21 protein-coding genes are annotated in these 17,117 nt (G+C 66.4%); 5 read left to right on the forward strand and 16 right to left on the reverse strand.

Annotated elements, in window-relative coordinates; all coding sequences use genetic code 11:
- Positions 1 to 167: 167 nt before the first annotated feature.
- Entirely contained in the window at positions 168 to 518 is a 351-nt protein-coding gene (locus QO033_RS03020; protein WP_284479450.1) for an antibiotic biosynthesis monooxygenase family protein, read from the reverse strand.
- Complete coding sequence (locus QO033_RS03025; RefSeq protein WP_284479451.1) at positions 515 to 829, reverse strand: NIPSNAP family protein; 315 nt, start codon at positions 827 to 829, stop codon at positions 515 to 517. The genes QO033_RS03020 and QO033_RS03025 overlap by 4 nt, the downstream gene beginning before the upstream one ends.
- A gap of 72 nt (positions 830 to 901) precedes the next feature.
- Here QO033_RS03025 and QO033_RS03030 point away from each other — a divergent pair, with 72 nt between their 5' ends.
- Both QO033_RS03030 and QO033_RS03035 read left to right on the forward strand, forming a co-directional pair.
- The gene (locus QO033_RS03030) at positions 902 to 1,615 is read left to right on the forward strand and encodes an ArsR/SmtB family transcription factor (protein ID WP_284479452.1); all 714 of its coding nucleotides are present in this window, start codon (positions 902 to 904) and stop codon (positions 1,613 to 1,615) included.
- 129 nt (positions 1,616 to 1,744) lie between these two features.
- A complete protein-coding gene (locus tag QO033_RS03035) occupies positions 1,745 to 2,650 on the forward strand; it encodes a LysR family transcriptional regulator (RefSeq protein WP_284479453.1) in 906 nt (301 codons plus the stop codon).
- 121 nt (positions 2,651 to 2,771) lie between these two features.
- Here QO033_RS03035 and QO033_RS03040 read toward each other — a convergent pair whose 3' ends face one another.
- The 4 genes from QO033_RS03040 to QO033_RS03055 are packed head-to-tail and all read right to left on the reverse strand — an operon-like array spanning position 2,772 to position 5,750.
- On the reverse strand, positions 2,772 to 3,716 hold the full coding sequence (locus QO033_RS03040) for an OmpA family protein (protein WP_284479454.1): 945 nt from the start codon (positions 3,714 to 3,716) through the stop codon (positions 2,772 to 2,774).
- A gap of 12 nt (positions 3,717 to 3,728) precedes the next feature.
- Complete coding sequence (locus QO033_RS03045) at positions 3,729 to 4,301, reverse strand: peroxidase-related enzyme (protein ID WP_284479455.1); 573 nt, start codon at positions 4,299 to 4,301, stop codon at positions 3,729 to 3,731.
- A 13-nt stretch (positions 4,302 to 4,314) separates the two neighbouring features.
- A complete protein-coding gene (locus tag QO033_RS03050) occupies positions 4,315 to 5,031 on the reverse strand; it encodes a GNAT family N-acetyltransferase (protein ID WP_284479456.1) in 717 nt (238 codons plus the stop codon).
- Positions 5,028 to 5,750 (reverse strand): competence/damage-inducible protein A, encoded by a 723-nt coding sequence (locus QO033_RS03055; protein WP_284479457.1) that lies wholly within the window; start codon positions 5,748 to 5,750, stop codon positions 5,028 to 5,030. Before QO033_RS03055 ends, QO033_RS03050 begins: the two co-directional genes overlap by 4 nt.
- Before the next feature lie 62 nt (positions 5,751 to 5,812).
- Between QO033_RS03055 and sfsA the strand changes: the two genes are divergently transcribed.
- Positions 5,813 to 6,511 carry a DNA/RNA nuclease SfsA gene (gene sfsA / locus QO033_RS03060; RefSeq protein WP_284479458.1) on the forward strand — a complete coding sequence of 233 codons (699 nt, stop codon included), beginning with the start codon at positions 5,813 to 5,815 and terminating at the stop codon, positions 6,509 to 6,511.
- Between the two features lie 6 nt (positions 6,512 to 6,517).
- Here the strand turns inward: sfsA and QO033_RS03065 are convergent, their stop codons facing one another.
- Positions 6,518 to 7,165: a hypothetical protein gene (locus QO033_RS03065; RefSeq protein WP_284479459.1), complete on the reverse strand. Its 648-nt coding sequence runs from the start codon at positions 7,163 to 7,165 to the stop codon at positions 6,518 to 6,520.
- Positions 7,166 to 7,287: 122 nt separating this feature from the next.
- Between QO033_RS03065 and map the strand changes: the two genes are divergently transcribed.
- Positions 7,288 to 8,130 (forward strand): type I methionyl aminopeptidase, encoded by an 843-nt coding sequence (gene map / locus QO033_RS03070; protein WP_284479460.1) that lies wholly within the window; start codon positions 7,288 to 7,290, stop codon positions 8,128 to 8,130.
- A 95-nt stretch (positions 8,131 to 8,225) separates the two neighbouring features.
- Here map and QO033_RS03075 read toward each other — a convergent pair whose 3' ends face one another.
- The 3 genes from QO033_RS03075 to QO033_RS03085 all read right to left on the reverse strand — a co-directional run bounded on the left by QO033_RS03075 (position 8,226) and on the right by QO033_RS03085 (position 10,320).
- Positions 8,226 to 8,387, reverse strand: coding sequence for a hypothetical protein (locus QO033_RS03075; protein WP_284479461.1), 162 nt, complete (start codon positions 8,385 to 8,387; stop codon positions 8,226 to 8,228).
- Positions 8,388 to 8,551: 164 nt separating this feature from the next.
- Positions 8,552 to 9,112: a 16S rRNA (guanine(966)-N(2))-methyltransferase RsmD gene (gene rsmD / locus QO033_RS03080; RefSeq protein ID WP_284479462.1), complete on the reverse strand. Its 561-nt coding sequence runs from the start codon at positions 9,110 to 9,112 to the stop codon at positions 8,552 to 8,554.
- A complete protein-coding gene (locus tag QO033_RS03085) occupies positions 9,109 to 10,320 on the reverse strand; it encodes an NAD(P)/FAD-dependent oxidoreductase (protein ID WP_284479463.1) in 1,212 nt (403 codons plus the stop codon). The genes rsmD and QO033_RS03085 overlap by 4 nt, the downstream gene beginning before the upstream one ends.
- Before the next feature lie 95 nt (positions 10,321 to 10,415).
- Here QO033_RS03085 and QO033_RS03090 point away from each other — a divergent pair, with 95 nt between their 5' ends.
- On the forward strand, positions 10,416 to 10,904 hold the full coding sequence (locus tag QO033_RS03090) for a peroxiredoxin (protein WP_284479464.1): 489 nt from the start codon (positions 10,416 to 10,418) through the stop codon (positions 10,902 to 10,904).
- Between the two features lie 63 nt (positions 10,905 to 10,967).
- On the opposite strand, the gene QO033_RS03095 is transcribed toward QO033_RS03090, so the two are convergent.
- The 6 genes from QO033_RS03095 to QO033_RS03120 all read right to left on the reverse strand — a co-directional run bounded on the left by QO033_RS03095 (position 10,968) and on the right by QO033_RS03120 (position 16,985).
- Positions 10,968 to 11,261: a 4a-hydroxytetrahydrobiopterin dehydratase gene (locus tag QO033_RS03095; RefSeq protein ID WP_284479465.1), complete on the reverse strand. Its 294-nt coding sequence runs from the start codon at positions 11,259 to 11,261 to the stop codon at positions 10,968 to 10,970.
- Complete coding sequence (locus QO033_RS03100; protein WP_284479466.1) at positions 11,258 to 12,445, reverse strand: GNAT family N-acetyltransferase; 1,188 nt, start codon at positions 12,443 to 12,445, stop codon at positions 11,258 to 11,260. The genes QO033_RS03095 and QO033_RS03100 overlap by 4 nt, the downstream gene beginning before the upstream one ends.
- Positions 12,446 to 12,491: 46 nt before the next feature.
- On the reverse strand, positions 12,492 to 13,268 hold the full coding sequence (locus tag QO033_RS03105) for a glycerophosphodiester phosphodiesterase family protein (RefSeq protein ID WP_284479467.1): 777 nt from the start codon (positions 13,266 to 13,268) through the stop codon (positions 12,492 to 12,494).
- Positions 13,265 to 13,723, reverse strand: coding sequence for a RidA family protein (locus tag QO033_RS03110; protein ID WP_284479468.1), 459 nt, complete (start codon positions 13,721 to 13,723; stop codon positions 13,265 to 13,267). The genes QO033_RS03105 and QO033_RS03110 overlap by 4 nt, the downstream gene beginning before the upstream one ends.
- 71 nt (positions 13,724 to 13,794) lie before the next feature.
- Positions 13,795 to 15,240, reverse strand: a complete 1,446-nt coding sequence (locus tag QO033_RS03115) for an HlyD family type I secretion periplasmic adaptor subunit (RefSeq protein WP_284479469.1) — start codon at positions 15,238 to 15,240, stop codon at positions 13,795 to 13,797.
- On the reverse strand, positions 15,237 to 16,985 hold the full coding sequence (locus QO033_RS03120) for a type I secretion system permease/ATPase (protein WP_284479470.1): 1,749 nt from the start codon (positions 16,983 to 16,985) through the stop codon (positions 15,237 to 15,239). Before QO033_RS03120 ends, QO033_RS03115 begins: the two co-directional genes overlap by 4 nt.
- Positions 16,986 to 17,117 lie beyond the last annotated feature (132 nt).

Below are 17,117 nucleotides of genomic sequence, written 5' to 3' on the forward strand. Positions count from 1 at the left end.
TCGAGGCGGGGCCTTATCTGGCCGTCGTCTCGGCCCGGGCGTCTCCCGGGGCTCCGCCCGTTCGCGGCTGAAAACGGTCCACTGGACCGTTTTCCGGGCGCCGCTCGCCCTTTTTCTGGCTGCAAATATCCGGGGGGAACGGCCGCAGGCCGTGGGGACAGAGCCTCCTATTCCCCATCGTGCGCCGCGCGGCTGTCCTCCGGCGCCTCGGCGCGGTCGGTCAGGCCGTAGTCGCGCAGCACATGCGCCACCCGCAGCCGATAATCGCGAAACAGCCCGCCACGGCCGCTGGCCTGCGCCTGCCGATGCGCGGCGAGCTGGCGCCAGCGCGCCACCGCCGCCTCATCCTCCCAGAAGGACAGCGACAGGAGCTTGCCGGGCTGGGTCAGGCTCTCGAACCGCTCGACCGAGATGAAGCCCTCGATCTCTTCCGCCAACGGCCGCATCTCGGCGGCGATGTCCAGATAGGCCGCGGTCGCGCCCTCTGCCGGTTCCACTTCGAAAATGATTGCGATCATGATCCCCCTCCCGAGGCCAGTTTCAGAAAGCTCCGGTCCTCGCGCAGGATAAAGCCCTCCTTCTGCGCGAAAAGATAATTCTCCCGTCCCAGCGGATCGGCAGCCAGCCGGGCGCGATAGGCTTCATAGGCGGCGAGGCTTTCGATGTTGTAGAGACCATATGCCAGCGTGCTGGAGCCTTCATGCGGCGCGAAATAACCGATCAGATCGGCGCCGTTGCGCGGGATCGCCTCGCCCCAGGTGCGGGCGTAGCGGCGGAACTGGTCGTGTTTGGTGGGATCGATCTGATAGCGGATGACACAGGTCAGCATGGGGGTCTCCTTCGAATGCCTGCCCGCTTCTACCCCCTTGCGCGGCGCAGATGCTTCGACCACAGTCGAAGCATGAAAGAAGGACCCGATATCGCCCGCATCGCCGCCCTGATCGGCGACCCGGCCCGCGCCAACATTCTCACCGCGCTGATGAGCGGCAAGGCCCTGACCGCAAGCGAACTGGCGGCAGAGGCCGGCGTCGGCCTGCCGACCGCCTCCTCCCACCTGCGCAAACTGGAGGACAGCGGGCTGATCCGCCTGCGCAAATCCGGCCGCCACCGCTATTTCACCCTATCCGGAGAAGAGGTCGCCCAAGTGCTGGAGGCACTGATGGGACTGGCCGCCGGCCGGGGCCACCTGCGCAGCCGCACCGGACCGAAAGACGATGCGCTGCGCCGCGCCCGGGTCTGCTACAACCACCTGGCCGGAGAGATGGGGGTGCAGATCTACGAGGTGATGCGCGCCCGCGGCCAGATCGCCGGACCGGCCGACGATCTGCTCCTGACCGCCTCGGGGCGGGATTTCGTCGCCGGGCTGGGCATCGATCTCGACAGCCTGCCGCGCAGCCGCGCGCCGCTGTGCCGGGAATGCCTGGACTGGAGTGCACGGCAATCGCATCTGGCCGGCCGGCTGGGCCGAGCGTTGCTGGCGCAGTTCATCGCCACCGGCTGGGCGCGGCGCGACGCGACCGGCCGGGCGGTACGGTTCACCCCGGCGGGAGAGGCCGCCTTTGCCCGCGCCTTCGCCAGGCCGCCGGCGGAAACGGCAGCAGCGGCGGCGGGCTGAACCCCCAAACATCGTTTCTGCGCCATAAACGATACCCATCAAATCCCCGAGAATATCCCACCCCTGCCCCGTTCTTGCCCAGATTGGCCGCGATAACCGATCCAAAGACAAGAAACCGAGGACGACGGCATGGACCGACTGACCGAAATGGAAGCCTTCGCCAATGTGGTGGATCAGGGTGGCTTCACAGATGCGGCCAAGAAGATGGGCATCTCGAAATCGGCCGTCTCGAAACATGTGTCGAGCCTTGAGGCCCGGCTCGGGGCGCGGCTGCTGAACCGCACCACCCGACGCGTCAGCCCCACCGAAATCGGCCTGGCCTATTACGACCGCGCCCGCCGCGTGCTGAACGACGCCGGCGAGGCCGATGCGCTGGTGACCTCGATGCAATCGGCGCCCTCCGGGCTGCTGCGGGTCAGCGTCGCCACCGATTTCGGCGTCAACCTGCTGTCGCCGATCCTGTCGGACTTCCTGACCGATTTCCCCGATATCACCGTCAACATGGTGCTGAACAACCGTTATGTCGAACTGATCTCGGAAGGTTTCGACATGGCCGTGCGCATCGGCGAGCTGGAAGACAGCACGCTGCGCGCCCGCAAGCTGACCGAAAGCACCAAGCGGCTGATCGCCAGCCCCAGCTATCTGCAGCAGTTCGGCCGGCCGCAGAAGATCGACGACCTGAACAATCACAAGCTGCTGCACTATTCCAACCAGTCCAGCGGCAATGTCTGGAAGCTGACCGCCCCCTCGGGCGAAAAGCGCCAGGTGCGGACCGCCGGCTGGCTGTCGGTGAATGACGGGCAATCGCTGCTGAACGCTGCGATCTCCGGGCTCGGAATCGCCTATCTGCCCAGCTATCTCTATGCCCATGCGATGAAGGAAGGCCTGGTCGAGGACGCCATGCCGTCGCTGCCGGTGGAGACCCAGGGCATCTATGCCGTCTATCCGCCCGGCCGCTTCACCCAGCCGAAAGTGCGCGCCTTCATCGATTTCCTGGTCCATGCCTTTGCCGAAAAGGGCCCGACCGACTGGTAAGCCCTATCGCTGACCGCCTTTGCCTGCCTGAGCTGAAACCTGTTCCCTTGGCAACCCGCCTGCCCCCGTGCGTGTCCTGCAAAGACCGCCGGGGGTCTTTTTTTGGCGGTGGCGGCTGCGATCAACCTGCGGGCAGCAGCACCGCCTCGACCCGGCGGTTCCTCTCGCGTCCCGCATCGGTGGTGTTGGGAGCGATCGGCGCCAGATAGCCCACCCCATCGGCCGAGAGGCGGCCGGCATCGGCGCCATAGTCCGCGACCATCCGCGCCCGCACCGCCTCGGCCCGCTGCTTCGACAGGGCCATATTCGCCTCCAGCCCGCCGACGCTGTCGGTATGGCCGACGAAGACCAGCCGAAACCCGGGATTGGCGGCGAGGAACCCGGCCAGCGCGACCAGCGAATCGTAGCGCTCCGGCCCCAGCGTGTCGGCGCCGGTGCCGAAATCCAGATCGCTCAGAACCACATGGCCCTCCGCCAGCAGAACGGCGGCCAGGGCCTCTTCGGCGTCGGCCGGGGTCGGGGGCAGCTCGGTCTCCGGCGCCGGTGCGATCTCGGTCGCGCCCGGGTCGGCCGGGGTCACCTCGATCATCTGCAGATAGGCGCTACTGCCGGTATGGCTGACCATCAGGCTGACCGCCTCCGCCGCGCCCCGCCGCGCCGACAGGAAGCGGAAGTTGCCCAGATCGACATGCATCTGCGGCGCCAGGGCGACCTCGGTGCCATAGCGGAAATCGAACCCGCCACAGCTTTCGGCGGTACAGTCGAGCAGGATGCGATAGCCCTCCGCCTCCAGCTCCGCCCGCAGCGGCGCCAGCAGCTGCAGCGGCGTGGCAGAGGTGCCATCGAGCCGCCAGGTCCGGCGCATCACCGCGCCTTCCAGATGCGCCGAGGGCACCCGACTGCCATCGAAGCCGGCCAGCGGCAGGTCATAGCTGTCCAGCGGGCTGCTGCGTTCGGACAAAAGCCGGGCGGCCGCCGGCACCTCAAGCGCGCAGACCGGCCCCGGCGCCGCCAGCAGCAGCGCCCCCAGCCCGGCCATCAGCCCCGATGCCGCCGCCCGGATCATCTCAGGCCACCCTCATCTGAACTGCGCGTGATAGGCATCGTTGGGCTGCATGGCGATGGCACTGGCCACCCGGTTGGTCATGTTGAAGAACCCCACCACATTGGCGATATCCCAGATGTCCCGGTCGCTGAAGCCGGCCGCGCGCAGCGCCTGGCGATCCGCCTCCGCGACGGTAGAGCTGGCGGTGGTCACCTTCTCGGCAAACTCCAGCATCGCCCGTTGCCGCGCATCGAGCGGCGCGACGCGGTAATTCATCACCAGCATCTCACCCAACGCGGGATCGCCCGACAGCTCGCGCACGGCGGCGCCATGGGCGACCTGACAATAAAAACAGCGGTTGATCGACGACACCACAACCGCGATCATCTCGCGCTCCAGCTTGCTCAGCCCACTGGGCGCCAGCATCAGGTCGTTATACATCGCCGAAAAGGCGTTCAGCTTGTCGATGTCGAAGGCATGTGCCTTCAGCACATTCGGCACCAGCCCCAGCTTGTCCTGACAGATGTCGAAGTACTTCTGGGTGGCGTCCGGCAGCGGATCGACCATCGGCAGGTCCAGCGCGGTGGGGGCTCTCTCCTGGGTCACTTGCAAACTCCTCCTATTGCAAGATGCGGTAGTGATACGCCCCCACTACGTCCATTCCGAGAGAGGAATACAAGGCATTCGCCCCGTCATTTGCCCGGGTGCAGACCACCGAAAGCTTCTGCGCGCCCTGCGCTCTGGCCCAGAAGGCAGCGCCGCGCATCATCCACTGGCCCAGCCCCTGCTTGCGCTGATGCGGCAGAATCTCCAGCGCGTGCAGCATGGCGACGCCCTGGTGAACGGCGACGAAGGCCGCGCCGCCCGGCTTGTCGTTATAGCGTGCCAGCAGCCCGGTCTTGGGCCCTTCGGCGCGCATCATCACCGCCAGCCGCTCCGGCCCGATCCCGCCCTCAGCCCAGATCTCGCGCATGATCACCAGCGGCTCCCAGACCGGCAGCACGGTGACGCGCGGCACCGGGATCTGGGTCAGACGGTCTACCGGGGTGGCATAGGCGGTGACCGGGTCCTTGATCTGATAGCCGCGCGCCGCCAGCGCCGCATCCAATGCGCTGTCCTCGGGCCGGATCATGAACAGCCGGGGCTGCCCCAGCGCCAGCATGCCGGCTTCGGCCTGCGCGATATCATCCTCTTGCACCGCGTCCCGCGCCGAGGCGGCGGATACCCGGCTGCCGCCGCCCCGCCCCTCGCGCAGCAGCCAGGGGCCTTCGGACAGATAGCGCGCCGCGGGCCAGGTCCCGTCGATGGTGTCGAACAGCCAGGGCGCGGCGGTCACAGGCCCAGCTCCCGGGCGAGCCGGGTGATCGCGGCATCGACGCGGGCCCCTTCGGCGCCGCGCACCACGATATTGGCGCCGTAAGCCCCGTCCTTCTGGAACGGATAGGACCCGATCGAGAGATCGGGAAAATCGGCGGCCAGTGCGGCCAGCGGCGTGGCGATCTCGCCCTCGCCGCGCATCACCCGCAGGCTTTGCGACAGGAGCGGCGCGCCGCCCGTCAGGGTCGGCAGGACACTGGCGACCATCGCCTCGAACACCGCCGGTACACCCGCCATCACATGCACGTTGCCAAGGGTGAAGCCCGGCGCCACCGAGACCGGGTTGTCGATCAGCGTGGCCCCCTCGGGGATCCGCGCCATCCGCAGCCGCGCCTCGTTCAGCTCCGCTCCGGTACGGGCATAATGCGCCGCCAGCAGCGCCCGGGCATCGGCGCGGACATCGATGGTCGCCTCGAAGGCCGCGGCGATGCAATCGGCGGTGATATCGTCATGGGTCGGGCCAATGCCGCCGCTGGTGAACACGTGATCATAGGCCCCGGACAGCGCCCGGACCGCCGCGACGATCGCCGCGCGCTCATCGCCGACAACACGGACCTCCTGCAGGTCGATGCCCTGTTTGGTCAGCTCACCGGCGAGGTGATACATGTTGGAATCGCGGGTCCGCCCGGAGAGGATTTCATCCCCGATCACGAGCATGGCAGCGGTTGGATTGGTCATGGTGCCCCGTCCCTCATATCGCGGTCTTGAAGGGCCGCGCAGGCAGGTATAGGCCGGGTTTCATGCGCTTTCAAACCCCTCTTGTCCCGGCCCGGCTGATCCGCCGATACAAACGCTTTCTTGCCGATTGCCGGCTGCAGGACGGCAGCGAGATCACCGCCCATTGCGCCAATCCGGGTTCGATGATGGGCCTGGCCGATCCGGAGATGAAAATCTGGCTCGAACCCAATGACGATCCGAAAAAGAAACTGAAATACGGCTGGCGGCTGGTCGATCACGAAAACGGCCATTTCACCGGCGTCGATACCTCGGTTCCGAACCGGGCGCTGAAGGCGGCGCTGATCGCCGGCGACGTTCCCGGCCTGACCGCACCGACCGTGCGGGCAGAGGTGAAATACGGCGAGAAAAGCCGGGTGGATTTCCTGCTGTCCGGCGCCGGGCCCGATACCTATGTCGAAGTCAAATCGGTCACGCTCAGCCGCAGCCCCGGCTTTGCCGAATTCCCCGACTCCCGCACCGCGCGCGGGCTGAAACACCTTGAGGAGCTCTCGGCCATGGTCACCGCCGGCCATCGTGCGGTGATGCTCTACCTGGTGCAGCGCACCGATTGCGACCGCGTCGGCATCGCCGGCGATATCGACCCGGCCTATGCCGCCGGGCTGGTGGCCGCGCGCGCCGCGGGTGTTGAGGTGGCCTGCTTCGACTGCGCCATTTCGCCGGAGGAGATCACCCTGCGCCGGCCGCTGCCCTTCGTCGGCTGACCCGGCTCAGCCCGGCGCCGAAAGCCGCAGGGACGGGTCGTAGCGGTAGCGCATCACCCGCCGCTCCGTGCCCGGCTGCGGCAGATAGTCTGCGACATCGCCGCTGCGTTCCTGCAGCATCAGAAGGCCGCTCTTCGGATCGATATAGACGACGTGGCGGGCGCCGAAATAGCGGCCCGAGGCATCCGCATCGGTCCGGGTGAAGAATTCGTAGACGCGATAACGCTGACCCTCATGCTCCACCACTCCGCGGCAGACCGGGTCCGAGATATTGCGCGACATCTGGTCCCGGCTGGCCCGCTCCTCCGCCTCGAAATCGCCCGGCGCCCGCATCGTCAGGTTCTGCCGCCAGGGTCCCTGCGCGGTCGGCCCGCTCCACGACCGGCCACCGATCACCAGCGTCATCTGCTGCCCCGGCAGGCCCGTCAGCGACTTCATCGGCGTGTCGAAGACGACGCGCTGCCGTTTCTTCACCTGCCCCCCGACCGTCAGGACCGTAGTGTCGACGACATGCGGCGGACGGGCGAAGGGATCGAGCGCCCCACCGTGGAACAGCGCCGCGATCTCGCTGCGGCAGCTGCCCGCCCGCGCCGGTCCAGGCAGCGCCGAAATCAGGGTTCCCAAACCGGCCAAAAAGGCGAAAAGCAGTCTCATCGGAACAAATCCAGCAGCATAAAATATGATCCCAGCATAGCCCGAAACGCGCCGTCCTGAAACTGTGAAGCCGGTGTTCTCGGCCGCCCTCTGGCACTTCCCGGGGGAAGGCGTTAAATAGCATGGTCGAGGCAAAAAGATGGAGCCTACCCTTGAACACCGAATTGCGCGGACATCGCAACCGGGACGGTATCCGAATTCACGAGCCGGCAGATTTCGCAGGAATGCATAAGGCGGGGCGTATCGCCGCGCAGATTCTGGACGAAATGCCTGAGCATATTTTCCCGGGCCAGACCACCGGAGAGATCGACCGCCTGATCGAGGAGAAGGTGACCGCCTATGGCGCGACCTCGGCGACGATCGGTTACAAGGGCTACAAGCACGCCAGCTGCATCAGCGTGAACCATGTGGTCTGCCATGGCATCCCCAGCGACAAGCGACTGAAGGACGGCGATATCCTGAACATCGACGTCACCGTGATCGTCGATGGCTGGTTCGGCGACACCAGCCGCATGTATGTGGCCGGCAAGCTGTCGCGCAAGGCGGAGCGGCTGATCCAGGTGACCTATGATTCCCTGATGATCGGCATCGACATGGTCAAACCCGGCAATACCTTCGGCGATATCGGCCATGCCATTCAGGCCTATGTCGAAAGCCAGCGGATGAGCGTGGTCCGCGATTTCTGCGGCCACGGGCTCGGGCAGGTGTTCCACGACCGTCCCAACGTGCTGCACTATGGCCGCCCGGGCACCGGCGCGGTGCTGGAGGAAGGCATGTTCTTCACCATCGAACCGATGGTGAACCTGGGCCGGCCCGACACCAAGACGCTGGCCGATGACTGGACCGCGGTGACCCGCGACAAATCGCTGTCGGCGCAATACGAACATTCCGTCGGCGTGACTGCGGATGGGGTCGATATCTTCACCCTGTCGCCGGCCGGCAAGTTCCATCCGACCTACGGCTGACAACCCGGTCCACCACGCAAGAAAAAAGGCAGGCCCAGGCCTGCCTTTGTCGTATCAGCCACCCGCGCCGCGGCATCGGCCACCGCGCCGGGAGGTCACTGCGCCCGCAGCGACAGCGCCTTTTGCACATGCAGCGGCGCCGCATCGTAGCGCGCCGAGACACGCTGTTCGCAATCCGCGGCATAAAGCGCCACCGTGCCCGCGACCAGGGCAGTAAGGGTGATCGCACCCAGTAGAGACACACGCAAACCCGTCATTCTTCTCGCTCGTTCGTCTGTTCAGTCGTTTCTTGTTCTGCGCGGGAAATAGGCAGCTTGCTCAAGAAATGCGAGAGGCACCGCAGCGGAAAATGCTGCGACGCAGTGTCACAAAGTTGTTACTTGGCGCGACCCGGCAGTTATCCACAGCGAGAAAGGCCGATTTACCCCGCCGGGGCGACCTCCAGCAGGGTCACATGGGTATCGCCGTACTTGCGCCGCTCCATCAGGACGAATCCTTCCGGCGGCTCCATCGGCGCGCTTTCCTCCCAGACCACCAGCGCCGCCGGCGCCAGCCAACCGCCCGCCAGCGCCGCCGTCAACGCCCGGGCACCCAGCCCCATGCCATAGGGCGGATCGAGGAAGACCAGATCGAACCCGGCACCCTCATGCGGGCCCAGCCGGGTGGCATCTCGGCGGATCAGCCGGGTCGCGGCCCTGCTGCGGGTGATCTCGACATTCTTGCCGATCAGCCCCTGCCCGACCCGGCCGTTTTCGACGAAGGTCACCTCCGCCGCGCCGCGCGACAGCGCCTCGAGCCCCAGCGCGCCGGTGCCGGCGAAAAGGTCGAGCACCCGGGCGCCGGGGATCACACCGTAATGGGTCAGCACCGAGAACAGGCTTTCGCGCACCCGGTCGGTGGTGGGGCGCAGATGCGCGCCCGCATCCCCCTTGCCGACCGAGGCGAGCGCACGGCCCCGGAACTCTCCCGCGATGATCCTCACGCCCGCATCAGACCCTTCAGGTCAAAATCCGGATCGCCGACCAGCGCCGGATCGGCGGTCTTGCCGGCATCGATCAGCCGTTTGCCGACCATATAGGCGCGCGGATCGTTCATCGCGTCCACCGCCAGCAGCTGATCGCCCTTGAAGTACCAGAACGACGCGCTCAGCCCCTCGCCCCGACGCGCGACGATATGGTCATAGCCCGCGTTCAGCCCGGCGATCTGCAGCTTGACGTCATATTGATCCGACCAGAACCAGGGTTTCGGCACGTAATCCACCCCGGCGCCCAGCAGGTTACCGGCGACGCATTCGGCCTGATCGATCGCATTGGGCACGCTTTCCAGCCGCAGCCGGCCGCCGTTGTGCGGGAAGGAGGCGCAATCGCCTGCCGCCCAGATATGCGGATCCGAGGTGCGGCCGAGCCCGTCGACCTTGATGCCGTTGTCGATCTCCAGCCCCGCCGCTTCCGCCAGAGCGGTGGCCGGTGCGATGCCCACGCCGACGACGACGAAATCCACCGTCAGCTCACTGCCATCCGACAGCACCGCGCCGGTGACCTTGCCCTCGGGGCCCACCAGCCGGGTCAGCCCGATGCCTTCGCGGATATCCACCCCGTGCGACCGGTGCAGGTCGCGGAAATAATCGCTGGTCTCCGGCGCCGCCACCCGCTGCAGGATGCGATCCGCCATCTCGACCAGGGTGACCTTGACCCCCAGCTTGGCGCAGACCGCCGCCGCCTCCAGCCCGATATAGCCACCGCCGACGATCAGCGCATGGGCGCCATCGACCACGGCGGGCGCCATGGCGTCGACATCCTTCAGGGTGCGCACCGCGAAGACCCCGCCCAGATCGCCGCCGATCGCCGCCGGCAACAGACGCGGGTCCGACCCGGTGGTCAGCACCAGCTCGTCATAGGCGATGCTCTCGTCGTCCAGCGTCACGGTCCGAGCCGCCGGATCGATCGCGGTGACCGTCTGGCCCAGCTTCAGGGTGATGTTCTGGTCGGCATAGAAACTCTCCGGCCGCAGGAACAGCCGTTCCAGCGCCATGTCGCCCAGGAGATAAGCCTTGGACAGGGGCGGCCGCTGATAGGGCGGCACCGCCTCGGCGCCGATCAGGGTGATCTCACCGTCGAAACCGTCCTTGCGCAGTTTCGCCACCAGGGACGATCCCGCCTGCCCCGCTCCGATCACGACGATATGGCTCATTTCCCTCTCCATGGACTTTGGTCGTTTTCCTTTTTCGCCGGGACACTACATTCAACCCCGAGCGAAACACAATCTCGCTTGAGAAAGGAACACCAATGACCATCAAGACGGGCGACAGCCTTCCAGACGCGACGCTGATCCGGTTCGGAGCCGAAGGACCCGAGGCGGTCGCGATTTCCGACCTCACCAAGGGACGCAAGGTGGTGATCTTCGCCGTTCCCGGCGCCTTCACCCCCACCTGCCACATGGCGCATGTCCCCAGCTTCATCCGCACCAAGGCGGAGTTCGACGCCAAGGGCGTGGACGAGATCATCTGCGTCTCGGTGAACGATCCCTTCGTGATGAAGGCCTGGGGCGAGGCGACTGGCGCGACCGAGGCCGGGATCACCATGCTGGCCGATGCCGAAAGCGCCTTCACCACCGCCATCGGCATGAATTTCGATGCCCCGCCGGCCGGTTTGATGGCGCGGTCCAAGCGCTATGCCATGCTGGTCGAAGACGGCAAGATCACCCAGCTGAACGCCGAGGAGAACCCCGGCCAATGCGAGATTTCCGCCGGCGAAGGGCTGCTGGCCGCGATCTGACCCCGCCCTGCAATTTCAGGGCCGGCCGGGAAGACGCACCCCGGCCGGTCCCTTTCAGACAGCTTACAGCAGGCTGTCCATCTTGCGTGCCAGCTTGGCGTCCTGCGCGCTGAGCCCGCCCAGATCATGGGTCCACAGCGTCACCACCACGGTCTTGTAGACATTCTGCCAGTCCGGGTGATGGTTCCATTTCTCCGCCCAGAGCGCGACCCGCGTCATCCAGCCGAAGGCATCGACGAAACTGTCGAATTCATAGGTTTTCACCAGCGCATCGCGCCCCTCGGCCAGTGCCCAGCCGTTCGCCAGCAGCGGCTCCAACAGCAGGTGACGGCCCTCTTCCGAAAGAATTTCGCTCATTCCTGCTCCTCTACTTCTATTTTTTTGAACGGGCCGTAGTCGGTGAGGAACTCCATTTCCTCGCTCACGGCGGCGCGCTCGGCCTCCAGAAACTGCGCCACCGCATCGGCGAAGCCGGGATCGGCCACCCAATGCAGGCTGTGGGTCTGGGTCGGCAGATAGCCGCGCGCCAGTTTGTGTTCGCCCTGCGCGCCGGCTTCGACCCGGCCCAGCCCATGGGCGATGGCATAGTCGATGGCGCGATAATAGCACAGTTCGAAGTGCAGACAGGGGTGGTGTTCGACGCAGCCCCAATAGCGCCCGTAGAGCGTATCGCGACCGATGAAGTTCAGCGCCCCGGCGACCCAGCGGCCGTTGCGTTCGGCCAGGACCAGGGCGATATCGTCGCGCAGCCGCTCCTGCGCCAGATCGAAGAACGCCCGCGTGAGATAGGGAGAGCCCCATTTGCGCGCGCCGGTGTCCTGATAGAAGCTCCAGAAGGCCTGCCAATGCTCGGGCTGCAGATCGTCCCCGGTCAACAGCCGGATGCTGCCGCCGAAGTCGTTGGCCTGCCGGCGTTCCTTGCGGATATTCTTGCGCTTGCGCGACGACAGGTCGGCGAGAAAACCGTCGAAATCGGCATAGCCCTGATTGAGCCAGTGGAACTGCTGGCTGGCGCGCGACATCAGCCCCATCCTCTCGCCCGCCTCGGCCTCCGCCTCGGTGCAGAAGGTGACATGCAGCGAGGAGAGGCCATTGGCCTCGACAAGCTGCACCGCGCCCTGCACCAGCGCCGACTGGCCCACCGTTTCATAGCCGGGGCGGGTCAGGAACCGCCGCCCCGTCGCCGGGGTGAAGGGCACTGCGATCTGCAGCTTGGGATAATATCGTCCGCCGGCGCGTTCATAGGCATGCGCCCAGCTGTGATCGAAGATATATTCGCCCTGGCTGTGCGACTTGGCATACATCGGCGCCACCGCGATCATCTGCCCATCCAGCCAGGCGGTCAGATATTGCGGTTGCCAGCCAGTGCCGCGCCCGACCGAACCGCTGTCTTCCAGCGCCTTGAGAAACCGGTGCGTGGTGAAGGGATCCGTCGGCGCCCCGCCCTCCGCTGCCTCCGGACAGGCGCAGGCATCCCAGTCCTCCGCCGAAATCTCTGACAGCGACGCGACGACCTGAATTTCGATCTGTGCCTGGTCCATCTTCCCTCCGGGGCCCCCGCACTATCTGTGCCCGGACCCCGCCCGTTCAACCCGGGATCGCGGCCAGATAGCCTTCGAAGGTGATATTGTCGGCAAGTTTGCGCGCCGCTGCCTCGGCAGCGAGCGACCGGATGGTCCAGCACAGCACCGGCACCCCCTCGCCATGCAGCGCCCGCACCCGGGCGCGGCCCAGATCGGCGGCCTCATGGCTGATGAACGCGGCCTCGACGCGGTCGAAATCCGGAATCCGGCGCAGATGGTCGCAGACCTCCGGCGACAGCGGCCATTTGCTGGGATCATAGGCGCTGGTCACCAGACCGCGCGGCAGATCGGGGGCCAGCCGTGCCATTTCCGCCATGCTGTGGGGATTGAACGACATCACCGCCACCGGTCCGTCATAGCCGGCCAGCGCCGCCGCCGCGGCGGCCTCCAGCGGGCCCACGTCCGGTCCCATGGCACCGTCCTGATCCTTGATCTCGACCAGAAGCGGCACCTGCCCGGCGACCAGCGCAAGCACCTCGTCAAAGCCGGGGATGCCCTCGCCATCGCCGCCGGTCAGCGGGATCTGCTCCAGCTCTGCCGCGGTCCGCTTCCGAACCGCACCGGTCTCGGCGGTCAGCCGCTTCAGATCGTAATCGTGAAACACCACCGCCTGACCGTCGGCGGTCAACTGCAGGTCGATCTCGATCGCATAGCCCGCCGCGATCGCCGCGCGGATCGCCGCGCGGCTGTTTTCCGGCCGACCGTCGCTGCGGTCATGCAGGGCCCGATGCGCGACCGGCAGCCGCAGCAGATCGTCGGGCAGCGTCGCAAGCTGTCTCATCGCAGTTGGAAGATCCCTTCGATCTCCACCGCGACCCCCAGCGGCAGCGCCGCCGCGGAGACCGCCGAACGGGAGTGCCTGCCGGCATCGCCCAGTGCCTCGACCATGAAGTCGGAAGCGCCGTTGATCACCTTCGGCTGATCGGTGAACTCCTGGGTGGAGTTGACGAAGCCAGTCAGCTTGACCACCCGTACCAACTGGTCCAGATCCCCCTTGCAGGCCACCCGCACCTGCGCCAGCAGGTTGATCGCACAGGCACGCGCCGCCGCGGCGCCGGCCTCCACCTCCATGTCGGCACCCAGCTTACCGGTGATCAGACCGGTCGCATCCGCCGAGATCTGCCCCGAAACATAGAGCATGTCGCCCACCTGAACGAAGGGCACGTAGTTCGCCGCCGGCGCCGGGGCATCGGGCAGCGTCACGCCCATCTCTTCCAGTCTGCCTTCGATGCTCATCGCTCCGCTCTCCTTTTGGCCGGTGTCGCGCGGACGCTATCGCGATGCTTTCCGGGCGAAAAGCGAAATCGTCAGCTCTCGCGGAAGGCCTTGGTGAAGTACTCCGCCAGCGGCTTGACCAGATAGGCGATCGGCGACCGGTCGGCAGTGCGGACGAAGGCCTGCACCGGCATGCCCGGGATCAGCACCGTGCCCTCCGGCAGCTTGTCCACCTCGCCGTCGTCCAGCACGATCTCCGCCCGATAGAAGGACTGACCGCTGTTGCTGTCCTGGAACGCATCGGCCGAGACCCGCAGCACCGTCGCCTCAAGCTGCGGCGTGGTGCGATGGTCGAAGGACGTCAGGGTGACGATCACATTCTGGCCGACGTGGATTTCGTCCACGTGGATCGGGTCCACCTGCGCCGCGATCACCAGATCACGGTCGGTCGGCACGATGTAGAGCAGCGGATCGGCGGGCCGGATGACAGAGCGCGGCGTATGCACCTGAAGCCCGTAGACCACCCCCGACACCGGCGCAGTGATATCCAGCCTCGACAGCTGTTCCTTCAGCGACCGGCGCTGTTCGGCCAGTTCCAATTCGCGATAACGCAAGTCGCGCAGCCGGCTGATCGCCTCCTCGCGCTGGGTGGTGCCCAGTTTGAGGATCTCGATCTCGATTTCGGTGATCCGCCCCTCCGCCTGCGCCTTGGAGGCCTTGAGCTCGCCCAGCGTGCCCTCCAGATCGGCGGTGGTGCGACGCAGGTTCAGTACCGTCGCGGCCTGTGCCAACCCCCGATCCAGCAGCGTCTGCTGATTGGCCAGCTCCTGATTGATCAGGTCGAGCTGCACGGCGAGGGATTGCTGCTGCGCCTCGATCCCCTCGATCTGATTGCCGATCTGGCCACGGCGTTTTTCCAGCTGCTCGGTCTCGCGGGCGATGGAATCACGCCGCGCCAGAAACAGCCGCCGCTGGCCTTCGATCAGTTCGGCAACCTCGGGGCGGTCCTTGGCGATCGCCACCAGTTCGGGATCGAATTCGATCGTATCGGTTTCGTCGCGCTCCGCATCCAGCCGGCCGCGCCGCGCCATCAGCTCGAACAACTGGCCCTCGACGATGACCAGCTGCGAACGCAAGAGCGTCGGGTCCAGCCGGATCAGGGTCTGGCCTGCCGTCACCTCATCGCCTTCGGTGACCAGAATCTCGGACACGATACCGCCATCGAGATGCTGCACCACCTGGCGGTTGCTCTCCACCTCGATACGGCCAGTGACCACCACGGCGCCGGCGATATTGGACATCGCCGCCCAGCTGCCGAAGCCGCCGACCAGCAGAAACAGCGTCAGGAACCCCACGAGCAGCGGCCAGCGCGCCGACCACGAGCGGCCCGGGGCAGCCCCGCTGCCCGCCTTCGCCGTCACCGCCGCCGTCGGCAGCGGGATTTTCTCCGGCTTGGCCGGGGCGGTTTGCGGTTTCTTCGCCGGCATCGCCGGCTTGGCTTCGACCAGCTTGCCGTCGGTCTCGTCGCTCTGGCTCATCGCACGCCCCCCATACCGGCCGATTTCAACAGCTGCTCATGGTTCGAGACCATCTCGCGCAGCACCTGATCCTTCGGCCCGAAGGCGCTGCGGTGGCCGTCTTCCAGCACCAGCAGCAGGTCGCATTCCTGAATGGCCGAGGGACGGTGCGCCATGATCAGCACCGATTTGCCCGCCGCCTTCATGCCCTTGATCGCGTTGTTGAGCGCCAGAGAGCCTTCGTTGTCGAGGTTCGAGTTCGGCTCATCCAGGATCAGCAGCACCGGATCGTCATAGAGCGCCCGGGCCAGCGCCACCCGCTGCATCTGACCGCCCGAAAGCCGTCCCCCGCCCGAGGTCACCCGGGTGTCGTAGCCATCGGGGAGCGAGGTGATCAGATCGTGCGCCGCCGCCTTCTTGGCGGCCTCGACCACCTTCGTGCTGTCGGGGTCGGGGGATAGCCGGGCGATGTTCTCGGCGATGGTGCCGTCGAACAGCTGCACCCGCTGCGGCAGATAGCCGATATGCTGGCCCAGCACGTCCGGCGCATATTGATCGAGAGAGGCGCCATCCAGCCGCACCACCCCGCCGGCGGGTTTCCAGAACCCGGTCAGGGTACGGGCCAGCGTCGTCTTGCCGGCGCCTGACGGGCCGATCACCCCCAGCGCCTGCCCCGGTTCCAGCTTGAAGCTGACGGTCTTCAGCTTGGCCCGGGTATCGCCCGGCGGCACCACGGTCAGCCCCTGAACGTCCAGCCGTGCCCTGGGTTTGGGCAGCGCCGTCCGCCGCACATCGGCGGGCACCTTGGACAGCAGCTCGCCCAGCGACTGCCAGCCCTTGCGGGCGCGCTGCACCTGCGGCCAGTGGCCGACCAGCTGTTCGATCGGCGCCAGCGCCCGGCTGAGCAGGATCGAGGAGGCGATCATCACCCCGGCGGTGACCTCGGCCTTCAGCACCAGATAAGCGCCCAGGCCCAGCATCGCCGATTGCAGGAACATCCGCAGCGTCTTGGTCAGAGAAGAGAACGAGCCGCCCACATCGCTGGCCAGCACGGATTCGTCGAGCGAGGTCTGGCGGGTGCCGTTCCAGCGCGAAAACGCCGCGCCGCGCATCCCCATCGACTGGATGGTCTCCGCCTCGCCGCGGATCTCCTCCGCCATCAGGGTGGCACGATGCGAGGTGACATTGGCCTTCAGCACCGGGCTGCGGGAGTAGAACTGGTTCAGCACGGTGATCAGCACCAGCAGGCTGCCGCCGGCCACCGCCAGAATCCCCAGCCAGGGGTGAAACAGCGCGATGCCGGCCAGGAAGAACGGCGTCCAGGGCAGGTCGAAGACCACCAGAAGCACCGGTGCCGCCATCAGCCGCTGCACCGCTTCGAGATCCTGCAGCCCGGTCTGCGCCACCGGATCGTTGGCCACCGCCGAGCGGCTCAGCATCGCCTCGAACACCCGGCGATCCAGCGTCGCCTGGAACCGGGCGCCGACACGCGCCATCACCCGGCCGCGGGTGAAGTCGAGCAGACCCATCACCCCATAGAGGAAGGCCACCAGCAGCGACAGCGCCACCAGGGTTTCCTCGGACCGGCTGCCCAGCACCCGGTCATAGACCTGCAGCATATAGAGCGGGCCGGTCAGCATCAGCAGATTGCAGAAGAAGCTGAACAGCCCCACGGCCCAGTACAAGGCGCGGCTCTGGCGCCGCGCCGCGGCCAGCTCCGCAAAACCATCCGCCGGGAAGGCGGCATTTCGATAGGCGGGTCTCAAGGTTCTCCCCCACGTTCTCGGCCGGTCACAAATACACCGGCACCAGGCATGTTCGCAGTCAAATCACCTGGCGTCTGTTCCAATACAGCAACACATCCATTAAGGAGCGCAATGTCGCCTTTGACCAATCAT

Origin of the sequence: Pseudodonghicola flavimaris (assembly GCF_030164425.1) — a bacterium.
Lineage (GTDB): Bacteria > Pseudomonadota > Alphaproteobacteria > Rhodobacterales > Rhodobacteraceae > Pseudodonghicola > Pseudodonghicola flavimaris.